This is a genomic window from Bradyrhizobium yuanmingense, from assembly GCF_025200905.1.
Lineage (GTDB): Bacteria > Pseudomonadota > Alphaproteobacteria > Rhizobiales > Xanthobacteraceae > Bradyrhizobium > Bradyrhizobium yuanmingense.
The window spans coordinates 4,588,640-4,609,894 of sequence record NZ_CP104173.1 but is presented as its reverse complement, the minus strand read 5'-3'; the positions used below and the strand labels follow the sequence as shown (position 1 = coordinate 4,609,894).

Annotated in this window: 19 protein-coding genes and 1 tRNA gene; 8 read left to right on the top strand and 12 right to left on the bottom strand. The window is 65.0% G+C overall.

All coding sequences use genetic code 11. The annotated features are described in order from the left end of the window. Positions 1–146: 146 nt before the first annotated feature. The 4 genes from N2605_RS21750 to N2605_RS21735 form a co-directional block, all read right to left on the bottom strand. Entirely contained in the window at positions 147–1,796 is a 1,650-nt protein-coding gene (locus N2605_RS21750) for an ABC transporter ATP-binding protein (RefSeq protein WP_057029706.1), read from the bottom strand. A gap of 129 nt (positions 1,797–1,925) precedes the next feature. Then, entirely contained in the window at positions 1,926–2,813 is an 888-nt protein-coding gene (locus tag N2605_RS21745) for an ABC transporter permease (protein WP_036029754.1), read from the bottom strand. 18 nt (positions 2,814–2,831) lie between these two features. Next, a complete protein-coding gene (locus tag N2605_RS21740) occupies positions 2,832–3,773 on the bottom strand; it encodes an ABC transporter permease (RefSeq protein WP_036029753.1) in 942 nt (313 codons plus the stop codon). Positions 3,774–3,994: 221 nt separating this feature from the next. Continuing rightward, on the bottom strand, positions 3,995–5,125 hold the full coding sequence (locus tag N2605_RS21735; protein ID WP_260343053.1) for a M20/M25/M40 family metallo-hydrolase: 1,131 nt from the start codon (positions 5,123–5,125) through the stop codon (positions 3,995–3,997). Positions 5,126–5,392: 267 nt separating this feature from the next. On the opposite strand from N2605_RS21735, the gene N2605_RS21730 reads away from it, so the two are divergent. Next, positions 5,393–7,000: an ABC transporter substrate-binding protein gene (locus N2605_RS21730; protein WP_036015319.1), complete on the top strand. Its 1,608-nt coding sequence runs from the start codon at positions 5,393–5,395 to the stop codon at positions 6,998–7,000. 380 nt (positions 7,001–7,380) lie between these two features. On the opposite strand, the gene N2605_RS21725 is transcribed toward N2605_RS21730, so the two are convergent. After that, positions 7,381–8,583 carry a multidrug effflux MFS transporter gene (locus tag N2605_RS21725; RefSeq protein WP_425248805.1) on the bottom strand — a complete coding sequence of 401 codons (1,203 nt, stop codon included), beginning with the start codon at positions 8,581–8,583 and terminating at the stop codon, positions 7,381–7,383. A 372-nt stretch (positions 8,584–8,955) separates the two neighbouring features. On the opposite strand from N2605_RS21725, the gene N2605_RS21720 reads away from it, so the two are divergent. Next, positions 8,956–10,266, top strand: coding sequence for a hypothetical protein (locus N2605_RS21720; RefSeq protein WP_260343048.1), 1,311 nt, complete (start codon positions 8,956–8,958; stop codon positions 10,264–10,266). A gap of 10 nt (positions 10,267–10,276) precedes the next feature. On the opposite strand, the gene N2605_RS21715 is transcribed toward N2605_RS21720, so the two are convergent. Beyond that, a tRNA-Leu gene (locus N2605_RS21715) sits at positions 10,277–10,365 on the bottom strand. 172 nt (positions 10,366–10,537) lie between these two features. Between N2605_RS21715 and N2605_RS21710 the strand changes: the two genes are divergently transcribed. Continuing rightward, on the top strand, positions 10,538–10,960 hold the full coding sequence (locus tag N2605_RS21710) for a twin-arginine translocation pathway signal (protein ID WP_260343046.1): 423 nt from the start codon (positions 10,538–10,540) through the stop codon (positions 10,958–10,960). 25 nt (positions 10,961–10,985) lie between these two features. On the opposite strand, the gene N2605_RS21705 is transcribed toward N2605_RS21710, so the two are convergent. Together N2605_RS21705 and N2605_RS21700 are read right to left on the bottom strand one after the other, a co-directional pair. After that, the gene (locus N2605_RS21705; protein ID WP_260343044.1) at positions 10,986–12,188 is read right to left on the bottom strand and encodes an FAD-dependent monooxygenase; all 1,203 of its coding nucleotides are present in this window, start codon (positions 12,186–12,188) and stop codon (positions 10,986–10,988) included. A 20-nt stretch (positions 12,189–12,208) separates the two neighbouring features. Then, a complete protein-coding gene (locus N2605_RS21700; RefSeq protein WP_008562814.1) occupies positions 12,209–12,454 on the bottom strand; it encodes a zinc-finger domain-containing protein in 246 nt (81 codons plus the stop codon). A 307-nt stretch (positions 12,455–12,761) separates the two neighbouring features. Between N2605_RS21700 and N2605_RS21695 the strand changes: the two genes are divergently transcribed. From N2605_RS21695 to N2605_RS21685, 3 genes are all read left to right on the top strand, one after another. Then, positions 12,762–13,898, top strand: coding sequence for a hypothetical protein (locus tag N2605_RS21695; protein ID WP_260343040.1), 1,137 nt, complete (start codon positions 12,762–12,764; stop codon positions 13,896–13,898). Positions 13,899–14,015: 117 nt separating this feature from the next. Then, positions 14,016–14,771, top strand: coding sequence for an alpha/beta fold hydrolase (locus N2605_RS21690; RefSeq protein ID WP_260343038.1), 756 nt, complete (start codon positions 14,016–14,018; stop codon positions 14,769–14,771). 299 nt (positions 14,772–15,070) lie between these two features. Further along, a complete protein-coding gene (locus N2605_RS21685) occupies positions 15,071–16,582 on the top strand; it encodes an MASE4 domain-containing protein (protein WP_260343037.1) in 1,512 nt (503 codons plus the stop codon). A 42-nt stretch (positions 16,583–16,624) separates the two neighbouring features. Here N2605_RS21685 and N2605_RS21680 read toward each other — a convergent pair whose 3' ends face one another. Next, complete coding sequence (locus N2605_RS21680) at positions 16,625–17,560, bottom strand: LysR family transcriptional regulator (protein WP_260343034.1); 936 nt, start codon at positions 17,558–17,560, stop codon at positions 16,625–16,627. Positions 17,561–17,667: 107 nt separating this feature from the next. Here N2605_RS21680 and N2605_RS21675 point away from each other — a divergent pair, with 107 nt between their 5' ends. Further along, a complete protein-coding gene (locus N2605_RS21675; protein WP_057029559.1) occupies positions 17,668–18,081 on the top strand; it encodes a hypothetical protein in 414 nt (137 codons plus the stop codon). 2 nt (positions 18,082–18,083) lie between these two features. Here the strand turns inward: N2605_RS21675 and N2605_RS21670 are convergent, their stop codons facing one another. The 3 genes from N2605_RS21670 to N2605_RS21660 form a co-directional block, all read right to left on the bottom strand. Further along, positions 18,084–18,365: a hypothetical protein gene (locus N2605_RS21670; protein ID WP_260343032.1), complete on the bottom strand. Its 282-nt coding sequence runs from the start codon at positions 18,363–18,365 to the stop codon at positions 18,084–18,086. A 148-nt stretch (positions 18,366–18,513) separates the two neighbouring features. After that, positions 18,514–18,669, bottom strand: a complete 156-nt coding sequence (locus tag N2605_RS21665; protein WP_156447197.1) for a hypothetical protein — start codon at positions 18,667–18,669, stop codon at positions 18,514–18,516. A gap of 9 nt (positions 18,670–18,678) precedes the next feature. Beyond that, positions 18,679–20,133, bottom strand: a complete 1,455-nt coding sequence (locus N2605_RS21660; protein ID WP_260343028.1) for a hypothetical protein — start codon at positions 20,131–20,133, stop codon at positions 18,679–18,681. 274 nt (positions 20,134–20,407) lie between these two features. Between N2605_RS21660 and cysE the strand changes: the two genes are divergently transcribed. Continuing rightward, on the top strand, positions 20,408–21,232 hold the full coding sequence (cysE, locus tag N2605_RS21655) for a serine O-acetyltransferase (protein ID WP_036015299.1): 825 nt from the start codon (positions 20,408–20,410) through the stop codon (positions 21,230–21,232). The last annotated feature ends 23 nt before the right edge of the window (positions 21,233–21,255 follow it).

The window sequence follows — 21,255 nt, the reverse complement described above, 5'->3', positions numbered from 1 at the left end:
GGTCAGATCGATTTGGGAATGCTGCTCCGCCGTCATTCCGGGGCGCGCGTAGCGCGAGCCCGGAATCCATCGTGCGACAGAGTTCGCAGCCTGATGAATTCCGGGCTCATCGCTTCGCGATGCCCCGGAATGACGAGTGGAGAGACCTAGGCCGTCGCCCCCACGCCCTCGGCCACCGGCCTGAAGTTCGCAAAATCCCAACCCCGCCCGGGCGCCGCATCCAGCAGCGCCTTGGTGTAGGCCTCCTTAGGATGCGTCAGCACTTCGGCGGCCGGTCCCTGTTCGACGACGCGGCCGTGCTGCATCACCACGACCTCGTCGCAGATCTGGGCTGCGACGCGGAGGTCGTGGGTGATGAACAGGATGGCGATGCCGAGCCGCTTCTGGATCTCGTCGAGCAGCTCCAGCACCTGCGCCTGCACCGAGACGTCGAGCGCGGAGACCGCTTCATCCGCGACCAGCACGTCCGGATCGAGCGCGAGCGCCCGGGCGATCGCGATGCGCTGGCGCTGGCCGCCGGAGAATTGGTGCGGATAGCGCGACACCGCATCCGGCGGCAGGCCGACCAGCTCGAGCAACTCGCGCGCCCGCTTCATCGCGTCGGCGTGCGCCACGCCGTAATTGACCGGGCCTTCGGCGATGCTCTCGCCGACGGTGACGCGCGGATTGAGCGAACGATAGGGATCCTGGAATACGATCTGGATCTTCTGCCGATGCGGCTGCAACAGGCGGCGCGAGATGTCGGCGATCTCGCGGCCGGCGAGGCGCACGCCGCCGGAAGTCGGATCGATCAGGCGCACGATGCAGCGCGCAACCGTCGACTTGCCCGAGCCGCTTTCGCCGACGATGCCGAGCGTGCGGCCCTTGCGCAGGGTCAACGTGACCTTGTCGGCAGCGACGACCTCGCGGCCTTTGCCGAAGAAGGCGCGCTCCTTGTAGACCTTGCCGAGCTCGTTGGCCTCCAGCACCACGGGCTCGCGGGTTTCCTCGCGCGGCGGGCGCGGCACCAGGCTCGGCACCGAGGAGAGCAGGTTGCGGGTGTATTCCATGGTCGGATTGCGCAGCACGGTCTCGAGCGGACCGGTCTCGACCAGGCGGCCCTGCCGCATCACCGCGACGCGATCGGCAATCTCGGCCACCACGCCCATGTCGTGCGTGATGAACAGCACGGCGGTGCCGTGATCGCGCTGGAGCTCGCGGATCAGGGACAGGATCTGCTTCTGCGTGGTGACGTCGAGCGCGGTGGTCGGCTCGTCGGCAATGAGCAGCTTCGGCTCCAGCACCAGCGCCATCGCGATCATGATGCGCTGGCGCTGGCCGCCGGAGAGACGGTGCGGGTAGGAGGCGAAGATGCGCTCGACCTGGGGCAGGTGGACCTGCTCCATCATGTCGAGAATGCGCTTCCTGCGCGCTTTGGCATCGAGTTTGGTGTGGGCGCGGAGCACCTCGTCGATCTGGCGGCCGACCGGAACCACCGGATTGAGCGCGGTCATCGGCTCCTGGAAGATCATCGCCATCTTGGTCGCGCGCAGCTGGCGCAGGCGGCGGTCGGTGGCGGTGAGCAGCTCCTCGCCGACCAGCTTCACGCTGCCGCCGGTTGGCACCAGGGTGCCCTTCGGCAACAGGCCCATCGTGGTGAGCGAGGTCACCGACTTGCCCGAGCCGCTCTCGCCAACGAGGCACAGCGTCTCGCGCTCGCGCACCTGGATCGAGATGCCGTCGATGATGTTGGCGCCTTTCGGCTGCTTGCCGATGGAGACGACGAGATTGTTGATGTCGAGGATGGTGTCGGTCACGTCAATTCTCTCCGTCATTCCGGGGCGCGACAAAGTCGCGAGCCCGGAATCCATCGGGCCGCAGCACGCGTGGTGAAATGGATTCCGGGCTCGCGCTACGCGCGCCCCGGAATGACAACGCTACTCGCATCACTTCCCCTCCCGCTGCTTCATGCGCGGATCGAGGGCGTCGCGGGCGGCGTCGCCGATCAGGTTGATGCTGAGGATGGCGATGGAGAGCAGCAGGCCCGGCCAGAAGATCAGCGATGGCTTGATCTGGAAGTACTGGCGGCCCTCGGCCATGATGTTGCCCCAGGTCGGCGTCTCCGGCGAGATGCCGGCGCCGAGGAAGGAGAGGATCGCCTCGGTCAGGATGGCGCTGGCGCAGATATAGGTGCCCTGGACGATTAGCGGCGCGATCGTGTTCGGCATCAGGTGGCGCCACATGATCTTCGGCAGGCTCGAGCCGACCGAGATCGCGGCCTCGACGTAAGGCTCCTCGCGCGCCGACAGCACGACCGAGCGGACCAGGCGTGCAACGCGCGGAATCTCGGGGATCGTGATCGCGATCAGCACGGTCCAGAGGCTGGCGCCGGACAGCGACACCACGGCGATCGCGAGCAGGATGCTCGGCATTGCCATCAGGCCGTCCATGACGCGCATCATCACGGAATCGACCAGCTTGAAGAAGCCGGAGACGAGGCCGATCGCCAGCCCGATGGCGATCGACAGGATCGCCGCACCGATGCCGATCAGAAGCGAGATGCGGCCGCCATAGATCACGCGCGACAACACGTCGCGGCCGTAGGCGTCGGTGCCGAGCAGGAACTGTGCGGAAGATGGCTTGAGCCGCTGCGACGGGGCGAGCTGGATCGGATCATGCGGCGCGATCAGCGGCGCGAGGATCGAGACCACCACGATCAAGGCGAGCAGGCACGTCGCGGTGGCGATGATCGGGGTCGAGGTGAGGAATCCGAATCGCGGCCGCAGCGGCGACGTGATCGGAATGGAGGACTGGGGAAGGGTATCGACCGACATTTTGTTCTTGTCCTTGCCTCAGTACCGGATCCGGGGATCGAGCAGGGTGTAGGCGACGTCGATGAGAAGATTGACGACGACGTAGATCAGCGAGGTCAGCAGGATCATCGCCTGGATCACCGGATAGTCGCGCGCCAGCACCGCATCGACGGTGAGACGCCCGATGCCGGGGATGTTGAACACGCTCTCGGTGACGACGACGCCGGAGATCAAGAGCGCAAAGCCGGTGCCGATCACGGTGATCACGGGCACGGCGGCGTTGCGCAGAGCATGGCGCATCATCACCGCAACCTCGTTGATGCCCTTCGCGCGCGCCGTTCGCACGTAGTCTTCGCCGAGCACGTCGAGCATCGCCGCACGCGTCATGCGCGCGATCAGTGCGACGTAGATGAAGGACAGCGCGCAGGTCGGCAGGATCATGCGCTCGAAGAACGGACCGAAGCCGTTGAAGATGCTACGGAAGCCCTGCACCGGCACCCAGCGCAGCTCGATCGCGAAGACCTGGATGAGGACATAGCCGACCACGAAAACCGGCACCGAGAAGCCGAGCACGGACAGACCCATCACGAAACGGTCGATCCAGGTGCCGTGCTTCCACGCCGCGATCACCCCCAAGGGAACTGCGACGATGACGGCGAGGATGATGGTGCACAGCGCGATCGAGATCGACGGCTCGACGCGCTGGCCGATCATCTTCATCACCGGCAAATTGGAGATCAGCGACGTCCCGAGGTCGCCGTGCAGCAGCTTGTTCACCCAGGTGACGAACTGCACGATCAGCGGCTCGTTGAGGCCGAGCGATTCGCGGATGCGCTCCAGCCGTTCCGGGGTCGCGTTGTCGCCGGCGAGGATCGCGGCGGGATCGCCGGGGGTGAGGCGGAGCAGGAGGAAAACGAACAGCGCGACCACGCCCATCACGGGCACGGCGGCGAGAATTCGGCGAAGGAGATATCCGAGCAAGTTGGATCCGTCAGTTTAGAGTCAAATTGGGCAGGGCTCTTCGGCCAGCCTGCCATCAGCCTAACATTTCAGCAATTCCCGTGCCACGAGGGCCACAGTTTTTGCGGTGCAGCCAATCTTCGTAGGGTGGGCAAAGCGGAGCGTGCCCACCTGCTTTCGGTCGGGAAAACGGTGGGCACGGCGCTTTGCGCCTTTTGCCCACCTACGGGATCGCTTCGCGATCACTCCAGCGTCGCCAGCAGCCCCGCCATCAGCCGTCCTCGCTCAGCGAGACTCTCGACTTCGATATACTCTTCGAGCGTGTGGACATTGCCGCCGCGCACACCGAGGCCGTCGAGCGTGGGGATTCCCATCGCGCCGGTGAAGTTGCCGTCCGAGCCGCCGCCGGAGCTTGCATGCGGTAATTCCATGCCGAGAGATTTGGCAATGCCGTGGGCCTTCTCGTACAGTGCCATGGTGCCGGCATTGGGCTCCCAGACCGGCCGCGTCACGCCGCGCGTGACCTTGAAGCTGACGTCGTTGCTGGTGCCGGACAACGCCAGCATCCGCTCGACGCCGCGGTCGAGATCGGCCTGGCGCTTGGCCATGGAGAGCGCCTCGCCCGTCGCCGTGGTAGCAACGCAATTGACCCATTGGCCGCCATGCACGACGCCGACCGAGAAGGTGCAGTCCTCCGTCGTCATGGCGTCGATCGCGAGGATCTGTCGCGCCATCTCGCGGATCGCCGAGCGTCCCGAGGACAGCGTCGCGCCGGCGTGGCTCGGCCGGCCCGTCGCTTCGAGGTTGAAGCGTGCGATGGCGTAACGTCCGGTGGTGACGCCGTTGTCGGCGCGGCCGGGCTCCGGCACCAGCACGTATTTGTTGCGCGCGGCCTCGGCCTCGATGATGTCGCGTGTCGAGGGCGTGCCGACTTCCTCGTCCGGCGTGAACAGCACGGTAATCGGCAGCGGCGTGGTGAACGATGCGCGCGCCAGCTGCCGGATCGCTTCCAGCGAGAGGTAATTGCCGCCCTTCATGTCGTAGATGCCGGGGCCGTAGCACTTGTTGCCTTCGCGCCGCCATTTCAGCTTCTCGATGGTGCCGACCGGGTGGACGGTATCCATGTGTCCGGCGATCAGGATGCCCGGCTCGCCCTGCTTCGGGTGGGGAAAGCGCGCGCGGATGACCCCGCCGAAGCCCTGGCGGCCGGCGATGCGCTCGATCGTCGCACCCATGATCGCCATATCTCGCGCTGCGATATCGAGCATGCGGTCCACGGCACCGGCATCCCAGGTGGGGCTTTCGCATTCGATCCAGCCGCGCAGGCCTTCGAGCATGGCCTCGGAATCAAAGGGAAGATTGGCAGGATTCATCTCAATGTCTCTCAAGCTTGGAAAGATGGAACGCGCATTGCATTGGCGCGGACGGGACAAGCGGAGGGTGTTGTAGAGCCAAACCGATCTTTGTGGAGCCCGTGCGCGCGCCGCAAGGGCTTGCACCGAAACCGGATTGACGCGCTTCACCCTGTCTGCAAGTCTCGAAAGACGAAGGCATTGCATGAGGTTAGTTCGCCCAACGAACGAACCTCATGCTCAATCAATAACCTGCCTTTGAACAGTTTCACGTCAGGAGAACTTTCTATGTTCCACTTCATGCGCCGGGGGCCTCGCGCGTTCGCCTCCACACTTGCGCTGTCGGTCGTCGCGCTTTCGACCGCGCTGGCCTCGCCGGTGCTCGCGGCCGGCAAGACTCTCACGGCGGTGCTGCATTCGGATTTGCGCATCATCGATCCGATCTTCACCACGGCCTACATCACGCGTGACCACGGCTACATGGTTTACGACACGCTGGTGGCCACCGACTCGAATTTCAAGGTCCAGCCGCAGATGGCGGACTGGAAGGTCTCCGACGACAAGCTCACCTACACGTTCACGCTGCGCGACGGCCTGAAGTGGCATGACGGTGCGCCGGTGACGGCGGAGGACTGCGTCGCTTCGCTGAAGCGCTGGGCTGCGGTCGACGGCATGGGACAGAAGCTCATGGACTTCACCGCCAGCATCGAGGCGACCGACCCCAAGACCATCACGCTGAAGCTGAAGGAGCCCTACGGCCTGGTGCTCGACTCCATCGGCAAGCCGTCCTCGCGCGTCGCCTTCATGATGCCGAAGCGCCTTGCGGAGACGCCGCCGGACAAGCAGATCCCCGAGCAGATCGGCTCTGGTCCGTTCAAGTTCGTGCAGGGCGAATTCCAGCCCGGCGTGAAGGCGGTCTACGTCAAGAACACTGACTACGTGCCGCGCAAGGAGCCGGCGAGCTGGACCTCCGGCGGCAAGGTGGTGAAGGTGGACCGCGTCGAGTGGATCACCATGCCGGACTCGCAGACCGCGGTGAACGCGCTGCAGTCGGGCGACATCGATTTCATGGAGAACCTGCCGTTCGACATGCTGCCGGTGCTGGAAGGCAACAAGGAGCTCACCATCGAGGTTCTGAACAAGTTCGGCTTCCAGACGCTCGGCCGGATGAACTTTCTGCATCCGCCGTTCGACAACGTGAAGGTGCGGCGTGCTGCCTTGCTGGCCCTGAACCAGAAGGACGTGCTCGACGCGCTGGTCGGCAACGCCAAATATCAGAAGATCTGCGGCGCGTTCTTCATTTGCGACACGCCGCTCGCAACCGATGCGGGCTCCGAGACCCTGGTCAAGGGGAACGGCATGGCGCAAGCCAAGAAGGCGCTCGCCGAGTCCGGCTATGACGGCACGCCGATCGTCATCATGGCCCCTGGCGACGTCACGACGCTGAAGGCGCAGCCGATCGTTTCGGCCCAGCTGCTGCGCGAGGCCGGCTTCAAGGTCGACCTTCAGGCGACCGACTGGCAGACGGTGGTGAGCCGCCGCGCCAGCCAGAAGCCGCCGAAGGAAGGTGGCTGGAACATGTTCTTCACCAACTGGGTCGCGGCCGACGTGTCCAACCCGATCGCCAATCTCTCGATCGGCGGCCAGGGCAAGAAGGGCTGGTTCGGCTGGGCGGAGGACGCCAAGATCGAGCAGCTCAAGGACGCTTTCGTCCGCGCGGCCTCGGTCGACGATCAGAAGAAGATCGCCGCCGATATCCAGAAGCAGGCCTATGAGCAGGTGATCTACATTCCGCTGGGGCAGTATCTCATCCCGAGCGGCTGGCGCAAATCGCTGACGGGCGTGCTCGACGGCCCCGCGACGCCGGTGTTCTGGAACATCGACAAGAAGGAATAAAGCATGATCCGGAAAAGTGCGAAGCGGTTTTCCGGAAAGATCACGCGCAAACAACAACCTAAAGCGCGATGACGATCGTCCGAATCTCATCGCGCTTTACGCGCCGCGCGCCTGCATGTGAATACGAACGGCGCCGCAGTTTCCTGCGGCGCCGTTTTCTATGAGGCGGTCTGTGATCGCGCTCGTCTAGCAGTGGCTGTCGCGCAGCTGCTCGAGCCCTTCACTCACGAATGCCAAGCTCGAGTCCATTCGTTCATCGGAACGAGGCTGCGAAATCGGCCGTTCGATCTCGGACGCGGGCTGATCCGATCTGTTCTCTTGTTCCATCTCGCCAATCCTCTGAATTGCTGCAGTACAACATCGCGAGGGGCGGGAAGTTCCTAGCTGATCGGGCGATGATGCGGCCTGAACAGCCGCCCTTTCTCCACCACCAGCACGATCGCGAGCGCGGCGAGCGTCGACAGGAAGAAGCCGATCGAGAACGGCAGCAGCGTGCCGTCGAAGCTCTGCCCGATTGCCATGCCGACCACGATCCCGATCAGCGTGGTGATCGAGCCGTACAGCGAGGAGGCGGTGCCGGCGATGTGGCCCTGCGGCTCCATCGCCAGCGCGGTGAAGTTGGCGACCATCATGCCGAACGAGAACATCATCAGGGCGGAGAGCGCCATGAACAAGGCGAGCGGCAGCACGCCGAGGCTTTCCGTCAGCAGCATCACGCCGGCCACGGCCGTGTAGAGCGTCAGCGCGCCGTGCGAGATCACGCGCATGCCGAGCCGGCCGACCAGCCTCGCATTGAGGAAGCCGGCGATGGCTGTGCCGGCGGCAATCGCGGCGAAAGCCAGCGGGAAATATTGGCCGAGATGATAGATGCCGGTGAAGACCTGCTGGGCGCAGAAGACATAGGCGAACAGCGCGCCGATGACGCTGCCGGCGGCGGTGGCATAGCCGACGGTCTGGCGATGGGTCAGGGTCTGCCGGAATGCCGAGAGCACGTCGGAGGGCGCCAGCGACCTGCGCTTCGACTCGGGAAGCGTCTCGGGCAGCCGCAGCACGCACCATGCGAGCGCGAGCAGGCCGTAGAGCATCAGCACCACGAAGATGCCGCGCCACGCCGTCACCAGCAGCACCGCCTGTCCGAACGAGGGCGCGACCACGGGCACCGCGATGAAGATCATCATGGCGAGCGACATCACGCTCGCCATGCGGCGGCCGACATAGCAGTCGCGCACGATCGAGGTCGCGATCACGCGCGTCGCCGCGGTGCCGAGCCCCTGGAGCGCACGCGCCAGCAGCAGCGTCTCGAACGAGGGGGCAATGACCGCCAGCACGCTCGCCACCGCATAGACCGCCATGCCGCCGAGCAGCACCGGTCGGCGCCCAAAACGGTCCGACAGCGGACCCATGACGAACTGACCGGCGCCGAAGCCGATCAGGAAGGTCGACAGCACCAGTTGCAGGTGGTTCTCGACGGGAATCTTGAAGGCGGCGCCGATATTGGGCAGCGCCGGCAGCATCATGTCCATCGCGAGCGGGTTCAGCGCCATGATGGACGCGATCACGATGACGAACTCCGGAAAACCCATTGGGCGGTGTCCCGCGGACACCCAACCGTCGGCATTGACGTCGGACAAGAAGCTTACCCCTGCAATCAAGCGACTTATCTAGCCCTGGTGCTGCGTTGCACAACCCATGTTTCGGGATGGCTGGCAGGCGGGGCAGGAGCGTCAAAAACGGGTGAGGGCCCATCGCCGGCCTGATGGCCATCCGCGACCGCGTCGCCGCGCACATCGAAGAGTTTTCGGAAGCCGCATCGCCGGAGGGTTGGGCCTGCAACCAGGGATTCACCATAAGATCGGCGCGGCACGCCGGGGAGATGAATCGGCAACCCGTCCTGTCCATTGTGGTCGGACCGGCTGCCGCAACGGCGCCGCGAGAAGCCAAACAGGGTATCGCCCGTGTCCGACATATCAGGTGCAGCACGATGGTTGGCGCCTGCGGCCAAGGCTGCCAGGCGCAACGTCTGGCTTGCCGGCGTGGTCACGCTGACCGCGCTGCTGGTGCTCGGTAATCTCGCCAACGATGCCTCGCTCGACCTGCCGTATGGCTGGGACGTCCGGGTCAATTGCGCGGCGGTCGATGCGCATGCCGACGGGCTCGATCCCTACTTCGTCAAGAACCTGAAGGGCACCACCTATTCTTATCCCTATCTGCCGGTGACGCTGGACGTCTTCCGTCCCCTCTGCGCGGGCGGCGTTCTGCTCGATCATTACCGAAGCATCTTTCTCGTCCTCGCCGTGCTCTGCGCGCTGCTTCTGCCCGGCCTTGGCCGGACGCGTGCCAGCGCGCGCGATGCTGGCTTGAAGGTGCTCTGCGCGCTCGGCGCGTTCGTCGGTTTCGAATTCGTGGTGGCGTCGGGGAATTTTGCGCTGCTGAGCGGAGTGCTGACCGCGATCGCGCTGAAGCTCCTGCTACGCCCGCTCGCATCCGAACAGAATTCGAACTTTTCCTGGCGCATCGCCGGCGCTGCGCTGCTCGGCCTCGTGACCTCGTTCAAGCTGGTGTTCGTCCCGGTGCTGGCGGCGCTCTATTTCCTGCCGCTGCCGCGTGGCCGCAAGCTGGCCTTGATCGCGGTGGCCGTGTTCGCCTTCGCGTTGCCGCTCGCGCTGTCGCGGTTACTCTATCCAGATCTGTTCGCGAGCTGGCTGCTCGCGATCGCAGGACAAATTCCCGGCCAGCATGCCGTCGGTCTCGTGGAGACCAATCCGTCGCTGTTGCTGCTGGCGCGCGACCTCATGGCCCAGGCCGGCTTCGGTGACGGCAAGCCGGCGATGTTGGCGGCCTATGCGTTCGCGGCACTCGCGCTCGTGCTCGTGCCGTTCGCGCTGTCCGTCCTGCGCGCGGCCGCGAGCGGACCGGTGCGCGACGGGGCATCGCTCCTGACGCAGCTCGATCGCTGGCTGATGGATCACCCGCGCACGGGCATGCGCATCACGGTGCTCGCCATGTTCGCGCTCTATCTCAGCTCGCCGCGTCTGAAGGAATATGCCTTCTTCGAGCTCGCGCTTCTTGCCGCGATCCTCATCGTCGATCTTCCGTCCCTGGCGCTCGCCGCCATCCTCGGCATCGGCCTCGCCTTTCCGGCACTGGTCTCGCTTCTGGGCGCGCCGATCGAGGGCACCTTCATCCTCCTCGTCACCGCGCTGATCTGCTTCTGGATCGTGCTGCTCGATTTCCGCGCAGAGCCCGAGCGCCTCGAGCGGGGGTGATACAAGCTAGTGGTGCGGGCAGCCGGGGTCGAACCGGCACAGCGCTTGCGCACCGAGGGATTTTAAGTCCCTTGCGTCTACCAATTCCGCCATGCCCGCTTGATCCAACGAGATCAAACACTTAAGTCCGTTCCGGCGGTCTGGAATTGGCGCGTTCGTTGCCGGAGGACCGGTTCTTCCTTAAGCGAGCCGGGGGCGCAAGGCAAAGCCTCAATCCGGACATCTGTTGCTGCTTTAGGCATTCTCAATCCACGGGGGCTATTCATCCGGCATGGCTGCTTCGTTTTCCTTTTGGCTGCGCGGCTTTGGCGCGCTGTTCGCGCTGCTTGCGGCTGGCCTCGCGCTGTCCGGCTGCGCCGGCGTGAGCGAGACGATCGCACCGGCCTTTGCCGATCCCGCCAAATACGAATTGTACGATTGCAAGCAGCTCGAGACCGAGCGCAAGGACCTCGCCAAGCGCACCGCCGATCTGCAGAGGCTGATGGAGAAGGCCGAGACCGGGGCCGGCGGCGCCGTCGTGTCCGAACTCGCTTATCGCAACGATTATATCGCCGTGCGCGGGCAGGTCCAATTGGCCGAGGATGCCTGGCGCCGCAACAGATGCCGGGAGACGCCGCCCGAGGCGCCGCCGCCTCCGGCATCGCCCGCGGCCAGCGCCAAATCCGCATCGAAATCCGGCAAAGCCGCCCGCTGAGGCGCCGCGCCGGCGGCGCTCTGCATCAGGGCCGCCAGCCGTAGATCCAGTCCTGTCGCGCCAGCATGCGCTGCGGGCCGAGCGCGCGGATCGCAAGATCGCGTGCGAGCGCGAGCGGCCCATTGAGATGATAGATGCGGCCCTGCTGCCGCGCGGTCCGCTGCACCCGCCGCACCCGCGCCTGGCGGGCACGGCCGTATTGCGTCAGCGCGGCGGCAACCGCTTTGCTGCTCTCGGCGGCCTCCGGGCTCAAATGCCGGGCGAGCACGGCGGCATCCTCGATCGCCATGCCGGCCCCTTGCGCTGCGAACGGCAGCATCGCGTGCACGGCATCGCCGAGCAGCGCCACCGAACCCTTGCTCCAGGGGCAGCCGTCCGGCACGCCAAACAGCGCCCATTTGCGCCAGCTGTCGACCGCGGCGAGCAGCATCCGCGCCGCCGGCGGCCAGCGCGGGCCGGCAAAGGCGTCCATCACCTCGCTGATATCGCCGGGCGTGCTCCAGCCCGGCCGGTTCCAGGTGCCCGGCAGCACCGCGACCACGTTGATCTGGCGCCCGCCCGCAATGGGATAGGCGACCAGATGGGCGTTCGGCCCCATCCAGAGCTGCACCCGGCGCGCGGTATAGTCCTTCGGCAATTGCGTGGCATCGAGCGTGCCGCGCCAGGCGATCAGGCCGGAAAAGCGCGGCTGCACCTCGGGAAACAGATGCTGGCGCACCGTCGACCAGATGCCGTCGGCGCCGATCAGCGCGCTGGCGAGATCGCTGCGGCGGATCGTGCCGCTGCGATGGACCACGGTCAGGCCCTTGGCGTGAGGCGCGACGTCCTCGAAGGTCGCGCCCAGCTTCAGGTCGATGTCGGGATGGTCGGCGACGGCGCCGGCGAGGGCCGCTTGCAGGTCGGCACGGTGCACCACCCAATAGGGCGCTCCGGCGCGCAGCGAGGCGGCTTCGCCGAGCGGCATGCGCAGCAGTTCGCCGCCGACGCGCGCGCTCATGATCGAGAGCGCTTCCGGGGTGACGGCGCGCAGCTTGAGGCGTTCGGTGAGGCCGAGCTCGACCAGCACGCGACTGGCATTGGGCGAGAGCTGCAGGCCGGCGCCGACCTCCTCGAGGCGTTCGGCCTTCTCCAGCATGACGATGCGGAAGCCGCGGGCGGCGAGCGCGAGCGCGGCCGTCAGGCCACCGATGCCGGCACCGGCGACGACGATCGTTCGGGAGAGCGCCACCCCTTAACCGATGGACGCGGTCAGGCCACCTTGTCCTTCAGCACACATTCCGGCGGGCGGGCTTCGCCGGGCTTCAGGTCGGCCGCGAAGCGGTACAGCGTCGAGCAATAGGGGCAGATGATCTCGTTGTCGTTGCCGAGGTCGAGGAAGACGTGCGGATGGTCGAACGGAGGATTGGCGCCCACGCACATGAACTCTTGCGAGCCGATCTCGATGACGGGGACACCGGCATCGTTATGGAAGTGCGGGACGACATGGTCGGACATCGAAGTTCATCCTGGAGTGGCAATGGCGGCAGATACAATCACGAACTTACGCGGCATCTTTGAGGCGCTGCGGACCATACTGGCGGGTACAGGTGATTGCTAGTCCAGCGGAACCGAAAAGCTTCGCAAGCGCCCCATGCTCATTTGCTCATGCAAATTCGACACAATCTTGCGCCCCTAGAGAAGCCCTTCTTTCGTCGGGGACGTTGTGTCGCAATTTTGGCATACTATCTCTGTGGTTGCGTGAAACCGGGACGAAAGACGTAGTGTTCCGCGCAAGCGATCTCAGGGCATCCGGGCTTTCCACATGAAGTGGCTGCGAATCAGTACGGCGTTGGCGGGAATGGCCGTGTGCGGCTTCGTGCTCGCGCAGGTGGCGCCGCATGCCCGCGAGGCCGGCGCGATCCTGGCTGCCCAGGACGATCCGGTCGCGCTCTCCGAGCTGAAGCTCGATGCACTGCTCCGGCACAACGACCGCCTGGTTCAGGACAATATCGAGGCCGCGCTCGCCGCCGGCGATGCCGATCTCGCCGACAGTTTCGTCACGCTGGCGCGCGAGCGCAACATCGCGCTTCCCGACGACCTCTTGAGCCGCGTCGCCGACGCGGTGAAAGCGGAGAATTCCACCGCGCATTTCGCCAAGCGCTTCGCCACCGGTCTCGTCACCGGCAACGCGGACGACGTCGCCAGCCTGTCCGGGACCGTGGCCGGCGATCTCTTCGTGTTCGGCGACATCAGGGACGTGGTGCGCGAAGGCAAGCACCTCGCCATGGGCGAGGACACCGACCGCCTCGTGCTCTCCCTTGCGGCGGCCGGCCTTGCGGTGACGGCGGCAACCTACATCTCCGTCGGCGGTGCCGCGCCGGTGCGCGCAGGACTGACGCTGGTGAAGGATGCGCGCAAGCTCGGACGGCTCGGCGAGGGGCTCGCCGCATGGGCCGGCCGGTCCGCGCGCGAGGTCGTCGACGCGCCGATGCTGCGGAACGCGGTGGCATCGGGCTCGGTGCTGCGCCCAGGCCAGACCGTGAGCGCGATCAAGGCCGCGTTCCGGGCCGAGAAGGCCGGTGCGCTGGTCCGGCTCGGCAAGGACGTCACGCGCGTCGCCGGAAAGACCGGCACGCGCGGGGCCATGGATACGCTCCGCATCGCCGAGGGCCCCAAGGACGTCGCGCGCGCCGTGCGGCTTGCGGAAGCGCAAGGCGGCAAGACGCGCGCGATCATCAAGCTGCTCGGCCGCGGCGCGCTGCTGCTCGTCGGCGGCGCGTTCGATCTGGCGATGTGGCTGTTTGGCGCGGTCGTGACGCTGTTCGGCCTGCTCTCCTCCATCAAGGCGACCACCGAGCGCCTGACCCAGGCCTGGTGCGATCGCAGGCGAGCGCGGCGGCTGCGCCGCGCGCAGATGGCGGCCGACGCGGCGTTAGCCAACGCGGCCGCGACGGTCTGAGGCGCGATCCGCTTCGGGCTATTGTTTGAGCATGATGTTGCCGGAAAACCGCTGCACACTTTGCCGGATAGTGCTCTAAGATCGCGTCATTCCCCTCAACACCTCACGGAACTGCTGATGCCGAGCTTTCACAACGGCGCCGTTGAAATTGCCTATCTCGACGAAGGCGAGGGCGATCCGATCATCCTGGTGCACGGCTTTGCCTCCAGCAAGAACGTGAACTGGGTCTATCCGACCTGGGTGTCGGAGCTGCGCAAGAACGGACGCCGCGTCATCGCGCTCGACAATCGCGGCCATGGCGAGAGCGCAAAGCTCTACGAGCCCGCGCAATATTCTATACCCGTAATGGCCGGCGACGTGCTCGCACTGATGGATCACCTCGCCATCCCGCAGGCCGACATCATGGGCTATTCGATGGGCGGGCGGATGACGGCCTGGCTCTCCCTCAACGAGCCGCAGCGCCTGCGCTCGGCGATCCTCGGCGGCATCGGCATCGGCGGCCTGATCGAGGGCAGCGGCCCCGGCGAGAACGTCGCCAAAGCGCTGGAGGCGCCCGCGCTCGACGACGTCACCGATCCCGTCGGCCGCACCTTCCGAGCCTTTGCCGATCAGACCCGCTCCGACCGCCGCGCGCTCGCCGCGTGCCTGCGCGGCACGCGCGATCTCATGACGAGGCAAGAGGCCGCGCGCATCGAGGTGCCCGTGCTGATCGCAGTCGGCTCGACCGACGACGTCGCAGGAAGCGCCAGCGCGCTCGGCGCCATCATCCCCGGCGCGGAAGTGCTCGACATTCCCAACCGCGACCACATGCGCGCCGTCGGCGACAAGGTCTACAAATCAGGCGTTCTGGATTTCCTCTCACGCCGCGGCTGAGGCGATCAGGTCGCAGACGATGAGGTCGGTGTTCAGCTGTCCTGAAAGTCCCATCACGACAGGCCATCCACTCCTTCGGCGAATGAATGATGGTGACGCCTCCAGATCGACTTTCGTAGGCTCGCCTGCGTCCGTGAAAATCCCTAGGATCGACAGGCTATAGGCTTAGCTTCGTCTTGCCCGGTGGAACTGGAGGGGCAATGCCAGCTGGGGGCACAGGTGCCGGGATCGACCGTGAATCCGACCGGGACTTCCCTGTCGCGATTGCGATAACCCCGGCTTCCCACGAACAGCGTCGATTGGCTGTCTATGTCGTCGCCGTTCTGGCAACGGTCGCAATCATTGTCGCGCCATTCGCGGCAACGCCACTGCCGCGGATCGACAACTTCGTTCCTGTCCTTCAAACAGTTCTGGCCGTCGCGGATCTCATCACGGCCATTCTGTTGTTAGCCCAATATCGCGTCCTGCCACAACGTGCCCTCCTTGCCGTGGCGAGCGCGTATCTGTGCAGTGCATCATATGCGTTCTTGCAGACGCTTACGTTCCCGGGCGCGTACGGGCCTCAGGGTCTGTTCGGAGACGGACCGAACACACCGGCCTGGCTCTTCGTGCTCTGGCACGCAACGTTCCCGCTCGGCATCCTCGTCTATGCTCTCATGAAGGAGCGTCGCGAGCCGACGAATCCATCCGTGGGAACGGCTGCGACAGCAATGATGCTGACCGTTGTTGCCGTGTTCATCGCGGTCAGCGTGACCACGTGGTTCGTCAGCGCGTATGTCGGAAGCCTGCCTGCGTTCTATGAAGACGGCATCATCAGGCAAACCAACCTGGGAAATCAGGCCAATGTCGGCTTGCTGCTCTGGTACTGCATTGCTCTTGCAGTCCTCGTGGCGCGAGGACGCACGATGCTCGACATCTGGCTCATTGTGGTCCTGATGGCATGGTTGCCGAATTTTCTGGTGGCTGCGCTCGCCAGCTCGGTACGATTTTCCCTGGGGTGGTATGCGGGCCGTGGCTTCGCACTCATCGCAAGCTTCATGCTTCTCTGCGTGCTTCTGACCGAAATGACAGTGCTGTATTCCCGTATCGCGAACGCGTTCTCGCTGTTGCGTCGCGAGCGCGCCAACCGCCTGATGAGCGTGGATGCAGCAACGGCTGCGATCGCCCATGAAGTGCGCGGTCCGCTCGGCGCGATCACGCTCAACGCAAGTGCCGCCCTCACGCAACTTCGAACACCATCGCCGCGGCTTGAGGAGATCGAGGCCATCCTTAGCGACATCGAAGCCGACAGCCTCCGGGTGGATGACGTCATTGCTGGCACGCGCTCCCTGTTCAAGATGACCACCGGGAGCCGCGGAGCGGCCGAGTTGGGAGACATTGCCCGTCGATCTCTCGCTCTTTCAGAGCCGGATCTTCTGAACAGTGCGGTATCTGTCGTGACCGATTTCCAGGACGATCACGTGCCGGTCTATGCCGATCAGATCCAGCTGCAGCAAGTCATTCTGAACCTCATTCGGAATGCGATTGATGCGATGAGCTCGGTTGCATCCGACGCTCGCTTGCTGCGATTGACGACCCGCGTCAGCGGTTCGACCGTATTGCTTTCGGTGGCCGATACCGGTGTGGGCATTGCGGCCGGCGATAATGACCTCATCTTCGAGGCATTCTTCACGACAAAGCGCTCCGGCCTCGGACTAGGTCTGGCGATCAGTCGAACCATTGTGGAAAGCCATGGAGGATCTCTGCGGCTCGCCAGATCGGGGCCGGATGGATCCGTCTTTGAAATCTCTTTGAGACGATACGGGGATTGAGCTCGTGCGCTTGGCGACCAAATGTCGGTGACGCGCGCCGCTTCACACCGCCTTGTCGCTGAAGGCGGCGGGAAGCGTGTTGAGGAACGACATGACGCGCTGCGTGCGCAGGGGCGGGCGGCGGCCCGAGGTGCGCACCATCCATAGCGGCTCTCCGGACACGCGCCAGGGCGCAAGCACCTCGACCAGCCGGCCGGCGCGAAGGTCTTCGCCAACGAGCCACGCTGGCCCCCAGCCGATCCCAAACCCATTCGCGATCAGAGCCAGCGAAGCGTGCGCGTCGTCGCAAATGTGCTTGGGCTTGGGCGTGACGCGAATGGGTCCTTTGCCGCGCGGATCGGCGAAGCGCCATGTCAGGATCTGACCGCTCGCGGGATTGCGGAAGCCGACGTGCTCGTGCGCGGAAAGCTCGAAGGGAGTGGCCGGCGCGCCGCGCGCTTTCAGATAGGCAGGCGAGGCGCAAGCGATCCAGGAGAAGGTGCAAAGCCGCCGCGCCTGATGACCGGGCGCGCGATCGAGCGGCCCTGTGCGGATCGCGATGTCGACGCCTTCCGCCGCGAGATCGAGAATCTCGTTGCGGAATTTGATCTCGATCTCGATTTCCGGCCGTTCCCGCAGGAACGCGGGCAGCCGTGGCAGGATGCAGGCGCGCGCGAACGAGGCGGGGGCAGTCACGCGCACCCGTCCGCCATCGTCGCGCGCGACTTCGCCGAGCGCGGATTGGACACGAGCGAGGCTTTCGGCCAACGCGCGTCCCGCCGACATCAGCCGGTCGCCCTCTGCGGTCAGCGCCAACGAATGGGTGGAGCGATGCAAAAGTCGCAATCCGTGAGCCTGTTCGAAGCGGGCGACCGCCTTGGACATCGCCGATGTGGTCGTCCCCGCCCGCCGCGCGGCTTCGGCGAAGGAGCCTGCCTCGACGACGCGGACGAAGGCGAGGAGGCGCGAAAGGTCGGGAGGCAAAGTCGTTGTGGACATGAAGTCCACATAGCCATGGCCAGACGGTCACTACAAGACCCATTCGAGAACGGCTAATCGGGGAGTATCAGCACGCATTCTGCGGCGCTGGAAACGCGGGACGTCCGATGAACCCTATCGAAATTACGCTGCAAGCCCTCGACGCCGCCGAGCGGGCGATTCCATCCGGCCAGCCGGTTTATATGCTCAATCTGCTGCGCTACCGCGCGCAGGCGCGTTACGAGGACGGCTTTGACGCCGCGCCCTGCTCGGGCCGCGAAGCCTTTCATGAACGCTACAGGCCGGCATTCCGGCGCCTTGCGGCCGGCAAGCCGATCGCGCCGATGTTTTCCGGGCCGATCCTCGCGAGCCTCGTCGGCTCGCCAAGCGAACGCTGGGACGAAGCGGCGCTTAATGAGTACGGTGACTTTGCCACCTTCCGCTCGATCGTCGACACCGAGACTTACAGGCGCGAAGTGGCGCCCCACCGGCACGCGGCGCTTGAGGATTTCCGGCTGTTCGCGCTCGCCAAGGCGATGTGAAACTATGGCGACAGTGCCAGGCGCCGTCGCTCAACGGCGTCACCGATCTCGGGCCCTATTGTTTTCGGTGCTCTGATTTCCCGGACGGTGATTTCGGCCAGAGCGACAGCGTCAGTCACGCCGCGCATGTGAATGTCGATCATCCTCTTGGCGAGAAGATCACAGATCGGATCGCTTCGATCCACCAGGTCGAGCTTGCGCAAGGCATGGTTGAAGGCGAGTTCAAGAACATGTTCCTGTTCGCGGGTGAGATCGACATTCGCAATCAGCCGTAGAATGGGCATGACGCTGCTCCCTGTTGGAGTAGGGCGGGAGCACAACCGGTCTCTCTGTCACCGATTGAAGCCACGGACCGGGCGGTGATGGAACACACTGTTCCTCAACGGCTTGGCAGTCAATGCCGTCAGAGTGCCAAGCAAGCGATATTGCAACTTAATCAGCAGGGCTGCGCTTTTGAGCTTCGAGGTAGTCGGCGCGCAAACGGTATTCTTCGGCGATCTCTAGCAGCGCAGCCTTGGTGCGCCCGTCAGCCGACAGTGCCGCTTGCTCGCGGGCGGCATGTTCGAGGCGGCGGAATTCTCGGTCCATGCGAACAGCCTACCTGACCGAGACGGCTGCCGCATTAAACTGTGCAAATGTGTACACATCGTCCACTCCCTCAGGAGATTGGGAGCGATGAGGCTTCACCCCGATCTCATCCTGCTTGCCGTCCTCGCCCAGCCGCCGCCCCACGGCCATCAGCACCACGAACGTCGCGACCCACACCATGCGCGCGCCGTAGCGGTCGTGGGGCCCTGAGATCACGCCGCAGATGAAGGCGTTGCCGAGCAGCGCCAGCGTCACCGTCCCAGCCAGCAGCGTCAGATCGTCCAGCCGGCGCCTTGCCAGCGCATGGCCGAGCAGCGCGAGCAGCGCCAGCATCGAGGCCAGCGCGACGGGGACATGCAGCCAGTTCACGACATCGAAATTGACGCCCCAGTTCTGCTGCCGCGCCGCGCGCATGGCTGCGGCCTGCGCGGGGATGTAGCGCTCGATGATGCCGCGGGTGTGCGGGATCCAGCCGTTGGTGCCTTCGCCGGTCGCCACGTGCAGCAATTGCTGTCCCATCGCGCGGAGCGCCGCGCCTGCCTGCCAGGCCGGATAATCCTTCAGTGACTGCACGACGATGGTGCCCATCTCCTCATTCATGCCTGCGAAACGGCCGAGCGTGTTGAACACGCTCTTGCCCCACAGGAATTCGTCGGCGCTCGCCGGCAGCTCGTTGCGGTAGGGACAAAGCTTGTAATGTTCGCGTGGGCAACGGTCATTGAGATATTGCGCAACGATGCCGTCCTGCATCATGCGGCCGAAGGCGACGCCGTAGCCGCCGGGCGTCCAGGCCAGCTTGCCGGACAGCGCATAATTCGCCGACACCAGCATCAAGCCGCCCGCGACGATGGTGAGGCTCGCCTGCAGTAGTCCGGCCAGCGGCAGGCGCGCGCCCAGAAACGGCCGCGCCATCCAGCCCGCGGCGCACAGTCCGAGCAGCACGCCGAGCGTGGCGCTGTGGGTCGCCGCGGCAAAGGCGGTGAAGACAAACAGCGAGATCTTCTCGATCGCCGAGGTGCGGTTTGCGCCGACCACCAGGAGGAACAGCGACAGCACCGCGAGCCCGGCAAAGATGTCGGTGAGCAGCATGCTCGCAAGCCAGGGCAGCGCGGTCGACAGCATCAGGGAGAGGCTGATTGCGACGAAGCGGAAGGTCTGCATCAAACTCAACACGCGAAGAGTGAGCTGTAGCAGCCATAGCGTCGCCAGCGACTGGGCGGCGAGGTTGATCCAGAAGCCGAAACCCTCGCCATAGTGCAAATAGAGGCCGAACACCGTGGAGCGGCTGGGGACGAGATAGCCCTCGTACCAGCGCGCGAGATAGCCGCCGGTATCCCATTGCAACAGCGGATAGCCGTTCCAGACCGCCGGCGCGATCATCAGGAGGGGCAGGGCCATTGCGGCCAGCCGCAGCCAAAAAGAGCCCGCGGCGCGCGCGCGCAGTTGATCGGTGGTGATGGTCAAATCGGCTCTGCCCCCGCTCGGATCATGCCCGCAATAACGGTTGGAGGCGAATTCACCAATAGTTTGACGCCGCCCGGCTTGAATTTGGCGAAACTCTGACCACCTTGAGCCGACCTTGCCGCTCGGGGCGTCAGAAGAAAGTCTTGTTTATCAATGGTTTGGCTTGATCTCCGAGGCAGGGCACTGTTCACTCTCAGGCAAGCCCGTCAGGACTTTGTCGCCTAGACTGTGCTATAGAGCCAACAAAATCAGCCAATTCGAAAGAGCAGATCCCATGGCAGTGCATCAGGTCAATCCGGGAGGAAAGCTCGCATCGCTCGATCCGATCTGGGACCGGATCCGCAGCGAAGCGGAGGACATCGTCCGCCGCGAGCCGGAGCTTGCGACCTTCATCTATTCGGCGGTGCTGCATCACGGCCGGCTGGAGGATTCGGTGGTCCACCGCGTCGCCGACCGGCTCGATCATTCCGCGCTGTCGGGCGACCTCGTGCGCCAGGCCTATATCGAGGCGCTGCGCGACGACCCCGATCTCGGCAACGCCTTCCGCGCCGACCTCGTTGCCGTTTACGACCGCGATCCCGCGACCTCGCGCTTCATCGATCCCTTGCTCTACTTCAAGGGCTTTCATGCCATCCAGACCCATCGCCTCGCGCACTGGCTCTATCTGAGGGGCCGCAAGGATTTCGCCTATTACCTTCAGAGCCGATCCTCGGCGGTGTTCCAGACCGACATCAATCCCGCCGCGCGCATCGGCCGCGGCATCTTCCTCGACCACGCCACCGGCTTCGTCTGCGGCGAGACGGCTGTGATCGAGGACGACGTCTCGATCCTGCACGGCGTCACGCTCGGCGGTACCGGCAAGGAGAACGAGGATCGTCACCCCAAGATCCGCCACGGTGTGCTGATCGGTGCCGGCGCAAAAATTCTCGGCAATATCGAGATCGGCCATTGCGCGCGCATCGCCGCCGGCTCAGTCGTGGTCAAGCCCGTGCCGCACAACGTCACGGTTGCGGGCGTTCCGGCCAAGATCGTCGGCGAGGCCGGCTGCGCCGAGCCGTCGCGCACCATGGATCAGATGATCAACGCGATGGGGCTCTGAGCGGGCCCTTGATGCTGCGAAGG